This is a genomic window from Endozoicomonas sp. (assembly GCF_031844845.1).
GTDB lineage: Bacteria > Pseudomonadota > Gammaproteobacteria > Pseudomonadales > Endozoicomonadaceae > Endozoicomonas.
This window is the reverse complement of sequence record NZ_JAVRMB020000109.1, coordinates 1-5888: the sequence shown is the minus strand read 5'-3', so window position 1 is coordinate 5888 and position 5888 is coordinate 1. Positions and strand designations below refer to the sequence as shown.

General features: G+C 46.5%; 5 protein-coding genes. 4 read left to right on the top strand and 1 reads right to left on the bottom strand.

The features are described from left to right. Positions 1–191 precede the first annotated feature (191 nt). Positions 192–2309, top strand: coding sequence for a hypothetical protein (locus RM811_RS05155; protein ID WP_402521457.1), 2118 nt, complete (start codon positions 192–194; stop codon positions 2307–2309). Positions 2310–2738: 429 nt separating this feature from the next. Further along, positions 2739–3128, top strand: a complete 390-nt coding sequence (locus RM811_RS05150) for a hypothetical protein (RefSeq protein WP_402521456.1) — start codon at positions 2739–2741, stop codon at positions 3126–3128. Here the strand turns inward: RM811_RS05150 and RM811_RS05145 are convergent. Beyond that, positions 3120–3809, bottom strand: coding sequence for a hypothetical protein (locus RM811_RS05145; RefSeq protein ID WP_402521454.1), 690 nt, complete (start codon positions 3807–3809; stop codon positions 3120–3122). The genes RM811_RS05150 and RM811_RS05145 overlap by 9 nt on opposite strands. A 126-nt stretch (positions 3810–3935) precedes the next feature. Here RM811_RS05145 and RM811_RS05140 point away from each other — a divergent pair, with 126 nt between their 5' ends. Together RM811_RS05140 and RM811_RS05135 are read left to right on the top strand one after the other, a co-directional pair. Beyond that, the gene (locus RM811_RS05140; RefSeq protein ID WP_402521452.1) at positions 3936–4121 is read left to right on the top strand and encodes a hypothetical protein; all 186 of its coding nucleotides are present in this window, start codon (positions 3936–3938) and stop codon (positions 4119–4121) included. Positions 4122–4334: 213 nt separating this feature from the next. After that, complete coding sequence (locus RM811_RS05135) at positions 4335–5327, top strand: transposase (RefSeq protein WP_402521450.1); 993 nt, start codon at positions 4335–4337, stop codon at positions 5325–5327. Positions 5328–5888 lie beyond the last annotated feature (561 nt).

Genomic DNA, 5888 nt, shown 5'->3' with positions numbered 1-5888 from the left:
AAGCGAGCTCCCGGAGGATTACTCGATGATCTGAAGTGAGCATAGCAACCGTCTCATATTTGGTGATTAGAGATGGTTGCTATTTAGCTGATTATGAATTAATTGTTGAACTTTTGTGCTTTGAGAACTCTAAAGTCGAGTTATTTAAGTACAGCTCCCGAGAGTAATTGTCATGAATACTGATAGTACAAGTGTACCTTATGTTAGCCGCCATTATCCGCAAGCCACTCAGCCGGCGAGGGGCGGAACCACTGAGAAGGGGGGGGGGGGCGCTCGGCCGTTTCTCAGTTGCCAGGGTGTTTGTTCAATCCTTTATTGAATCCATAAACCCTTCGTACGTACTGGAATCTCCAGATCGAAAAAACGGGAAACCGCCAATCGATGCCGAAGCCACAAATACTGGAACGGCGCAGGCTTTAATCGGTTGTGAAAAAATCTCTGCCGCGGTGAGTCTGACCGCGCGGGTGGTGACCTCTGTGTTTAGTGAAGGGAGCTACCTTGGCTGGTGCGCTGCCTGGGTTGTGACCCTGAGTGCATGTGCAGGGGTTGCTGCTGCCAGTGTGCCAACCATTAACATTTTTAACACCAAGGATTTTTCACGTATATGCAATGATCCTGACTACCCGTCATATGCTAATTACCAGCAGATGGCCAGTTTTACCGCAGTGGATATTTCGCCGGTATGCAGCAAGCGCACTCCCTTTATCGGTCACTACGATGGTGGATGCCACACCATTACCGGGCCCACTGATTGCTTGTTCGACCAAGTGGGTAAAGGGGACCGTGGGGGCGTTATAGAGATGATAAATATTCGCCTTGGCAAATATCATACTAGAGTTTATAACAGTGCATACGGAATTATCTCCTGCGAATCAGAAAAAGCCAGCATCAGGTTTAATCGCGTGGAACAAACTCAATTCCAAGATAGTAGTAATTCCGGGCATTCAGGGTACCTGTCGGCGGTGTCTTTAGATGGGGAATTTAGAGGCAATATAATTGATAATTGTACGTTTGATTTTACAGGTACGTATAAAGTCGCTGGCTTCATCGTTGGAGGGGGCCGCAACAACAGTATAAGTGAAAACACAATCATAAATTCATTAATAAAAATGGACTTTCCTCTCCAAAGTAGGGCAGGGTATCTGACTGAAAATAGGGCAGGGGTTCTGACTGGATCATCATTGTCGAGTCGTGTGCAGAATAACAAGATCATCAACTGCATTTTCAAGTTACAAGGTACGACTGATTCTACTAGCGCTGGTATTTTTTCGGGTTTTAGTGAGAATGACATATTGACGGATAACCAAATCATCTCTTGCAGGGTAGAATCGATCTTACAACCAAATGCAGTGGCTCAATATCAATTCGGTATTAATATCGATATCGGTGTAAATAGGAGAACGACAATAACCGGCACAAAAATCTGTAACAGTTCCCTTACGGTGGCTGGCAACACACAGATTTATAATCAGGATTGCGCCGAGATTGATCCCGTTTTTCTCGAACCTGATTACTCCCGCTTGATGACATCACTCCAGTGCAATCCCAATGCAAGCCAGCCAACCACAATGCCTGCAGCTCATACTGTTCCCCGGCCAACCACACCTGCGACTCATAATGCTACCCTGCCACCAACAACCACAGTGCCTGTAACGGGCACGACACTCCCGCCCGCAGGTGCGCCCATAAGCCCAGGCAATATTGTTGGCCTTACCCTGGGTTGCGCCTTGGTTGCCGTGCCCATCGGTTACACGGTGTATACGCTGGCACAGGGTTACCGACAGGGTAAACGAGGCCGCGAACTGGGCCGCTGGGCCTGGAACCGGTTTGCTCAACAGACCCGTTCCGCACAAGCCGCCATTCACCAGCGAATTCAGCGCCTTCGCCACGGCCCACAACCGGTACCCACCCAGCCACCGGAGCCGGTTGACCAGAATACTCCGCCCGGTTCGTCGTCGGCTGAAGTCATTGCTTTATCGGCTGTTAATACCTCAACCCTGCCGACAGTAGTCGCCGTTGGCGGTAGCAATCAGGACAGTGATCATAGTAGCTGGGTTCTGGTCAAAAGAACGCCACAACCACCATCGGAAATGAACTCACAGTCGATAAACGCAGCAGAATTACAGGCCATGCTGGCCATCGACGATGAGACACAAGACGCGGCTCAAATCGTTCGCTATCATCGCTCCCCCAATGCCGACATCGAAGTATTGCTGCCCGGAAACATTCGAATGGCATTCCCGCAAGACCAGCTTGCCACCTTTGTCCAGACGGTAATGAGGGAGACTGACAGGAAAGCCAAAACCTGACCACAGCTAAAGAGCGCTCTTTGCCGGGAAGCTTGTCGTTAAAATGCTATCCATTTAACTCCTGGCTTATCAGGCGATCAGGTGGCTTGCTGGCAAAGAACTGTGACAAACGATACACACTTGCCCGGCAAAGCCGCGACCGCAAGAAAAGGACCGCAAGAAAAGGACACCCACTAAAATATCCATACTTAAACAATGGATAGATTTATGGATGTCCTTTATTTCCTTTATTTCGCTTTATTTCGTCCTTTATTTCGATAAAGAAAATCACTACTGTCACGAAGTCAAAATAAACGGGCCAGCAACCGTTATTTATTCTGCTGAAAAACCGCTGTCGTGCGGAGCTAGGGTGTGGATTGAAACTGACAGCGACGTTGAATTAGATGATGGAAAAACGATTTAAGTTGCTGACAATAAGAGGCTATAAAAATGCTGCTGGATACCATTACCCTCCCGGACGACCTGCTCTGGATTAATGAATTTGAGTGGAACCCTGTTGAACAGACTGTTGAGCGTAGCCTTACCGGGGCTTTGCTGGTTCAGGAAGGACAAGTCACTAATGGCAGGCCAATAGTTTTATCTGGCGGCAGCGAGGCCGGTTGGGTTTCCCGGTTGACGGTAAAAGCTCTGTTTGCCCTATCGAAAGCAGCCAATAAGACAATGAGCCTGACACTCCCGGACGGGCGACAGTTCTCCGTTATTTTCGACAGGTCTAATGGCATTCCTGTTGAGGCTAAACAAGTCTTGCCGTTCGCTTATCCAGAGGACAGCGACCAATATTTTCTTACCCTTCGATTACTTACTATTCAGTCAGGATGAGATTGGCTCGATCGGGATTGTAAATATTTCTTCAGTTTGTCGTTTCAAAAGCGGGGGGGGGGCGATTTGATAGGCATTTTGATTTTTTTGAGCTTCAAGTTTTTTTCTTTTTATATTAGCCGCTGCATCTCCTTTTTGATTTGCTAAGGTTTCACTGCCTGATTGAGCTAGCTCTTTGTTATAAGCATATCTTTGTGCATTTTCGATGGCTTTAGCTGCCTTGGCAGCAGGAGTTTTGGCGTATTTGGCTTTAGCTGCCTTGGCAGCAGGAGTTTTGTCGTATTTGGCTTTAGCTGCCTTGTGAGCTGCCTTGGCAGCAGAAGTTTTGTCGTATTTGGCTTGAGCTGCCTTGTGAACTGCCTTGGCAGCAGGAGTTTTGGCGTATTTGGCTTGAGCTGCATTGTGAGCTGCCTTGTAATAATGATTTGTACATAAATCCTTATTTTCTTTTTTTTGTAAAAAACACCCGACTTTTAAACATACCGGCTGTGTATTTCTTGTTGATAAATCTATCGCCTTATCACTATTTGTACTGACTGTACTTGCTCGTTTTAAAACAGGTACCGCGCTTGCTTGTCCGACAGGCACACTTAAATAGACAGGAGAACGGCTACGACTCTCTGTGCCTAAATTAAAACAAGTCCTGTGTGCAATAGGCGAGCTGGATTGACAATTGGCCATCGAATTACTGAATTACTGAATTACTGAATAATCAGGTAGGACTACTCCTTCTTAAAAAAGTTCCTCCCCCCACAGAATCCAAACCAAAAATCATTCTTTACTGATCAGCTTGAAGGTCAGCGTTCAGTGGTCGGCTATCAGCGTGAAGAACTGGCTATTCCTGAAATCGGTGAGGTCTACAAAGTCACTACGCCGGATGGCTTAACCAGTCAGTTCATCAGGATCACAGCCATTGATCATAGTTCTGCCACCTTTACCTACCACAACGGTTCGCAATACGTGGACTTTACCCGGCGTAAGCAACATAAATAGAACATAAATAGAGAACATAAATAGGACACCCACTCTGAAAAGCATCAACATAAATAGGACAACATAAATAGGACACCCACTCTGAAAAGGAAACATAAATAGGACACCCCCATACCCCATAAATAGCCATAAATAGGACACCCACAAACTTGACACCAGGAACAACTGCACTATTTTTCTCCTGTGCCCATTTCATTCCCTACAGGAGAACCCATGACCAGCCCACGGCGAAACCTTATCGATACTGCAAGTACACGCTACTATCATTGCGTCGCTCGCTGTGTCCGCAGGGCGTGGCTTTGCGGTCAGGATCATCTTTCGGGAAATAACTACGAACATCGCCGGCAGTGGGTGATCGATCGCCTCCAGTTATTGGTGAATATCTTCGCGATTGAAGTCTGTGCCTATGCCATCATGTCCAATCATTACCATGCTGTGCTGCACATCAACACCACTGCAGCGAAGCAGTGGTGTGATCCTGAGGTGCTCAAACGCTGGACGCAATTATTTAATGGGCCAATGCTGGTTCAGCGTTATCTTGCCGGTGAGAAACTGGATGATGCAGAGCAATGTCGGGTCGATGAATATGCGCAACTGTACCGGGAGCGTTTGCAAGACATCAGCTGGTTTATGCGCTGCCTTAACGAACATCTGGCCCGTGAAGCCAATCAGGAAGATGGCTGCAAAGGCCGGTTCTGGGAAGGTCGTTTCAAAAGCCAGGCCTTACTGGATGAAGCAGCTATTCTCACCTGCATGGCTTATGTGGACCTTAATCCCATAAGAGCAAAGATGGCCGATACACCGGAAACCTCTGACTACACCTCCATCCAGCAACGAATAACGCTTCTGGATAATAATCTGACTGATAAAAAAACCGGCCTATTGCTCAAACCCCTGCAATGCCCTGGACAAAACCCCGGTGAGTCTATTCCGTTCAGCCGTCAATACTACTTTGAGTTAGTGGACTGGAGCGGAAGAATACTCAAAGCTGGCAAACGGGGAGCCATACCCGCTGATACGCCTCCCATTCTGACCCGACTGGGCATAGATGAAGAAGAGTGGTTAAAAACCATAGGCTGGAATAATCGTTTCAGACGTGCGGTTGGTAAATTGGCCGCAATGAAAGCCTTCGCTGAAAAGCAAGGACAGCAGTGGTTTCAGGGTATTCTTGCTTGTCGTCGCTTGTATTCATCGGCACCATTGTAAAACCTGTTTCTTATAAGCCTGATTGATTAAACCGCATTCCGTTACCGTGTAGTGCTGGTTCAGCCTGTGCCAACCAGAATCCTATCCGTTAGTTTTTATTCAAAAACTGAATTCACCCCCAATAGTAATGTCTGCATCACTTCGATTCAGGGATAGTTAATGCTGATGGTGATTTATGTTTTTTATAGTGAATCACTTATTATTGGATTTTAAAATTATTAAAATCATGGCTGTCCTATTTCTGTTTATATTATGGCTGTCCTATTTCTGCGTCCTATTTCTGCGCAGACAAGATAAGAAGAAATAATGTGGGTTAGGGTTTTGAAATTTGCATATTTACAGGATGAAAGACCTGACGCCATATTTTTTAAGAGTGAGGGTCAGCACATTAGAACGTTCTTCTGCGCAGTCAGCGGCGAAACCAATTTTCGGTCAGAAAACCGGGGTCAGGTATTTCATCGTGCTTAACATATTCTGCACATTAACTCATTGTAAATAGTGATGGTGGGCCTTTTATTTCGAATACTTACGAACTGGTTTTTCTGTCTCTTATACACATCT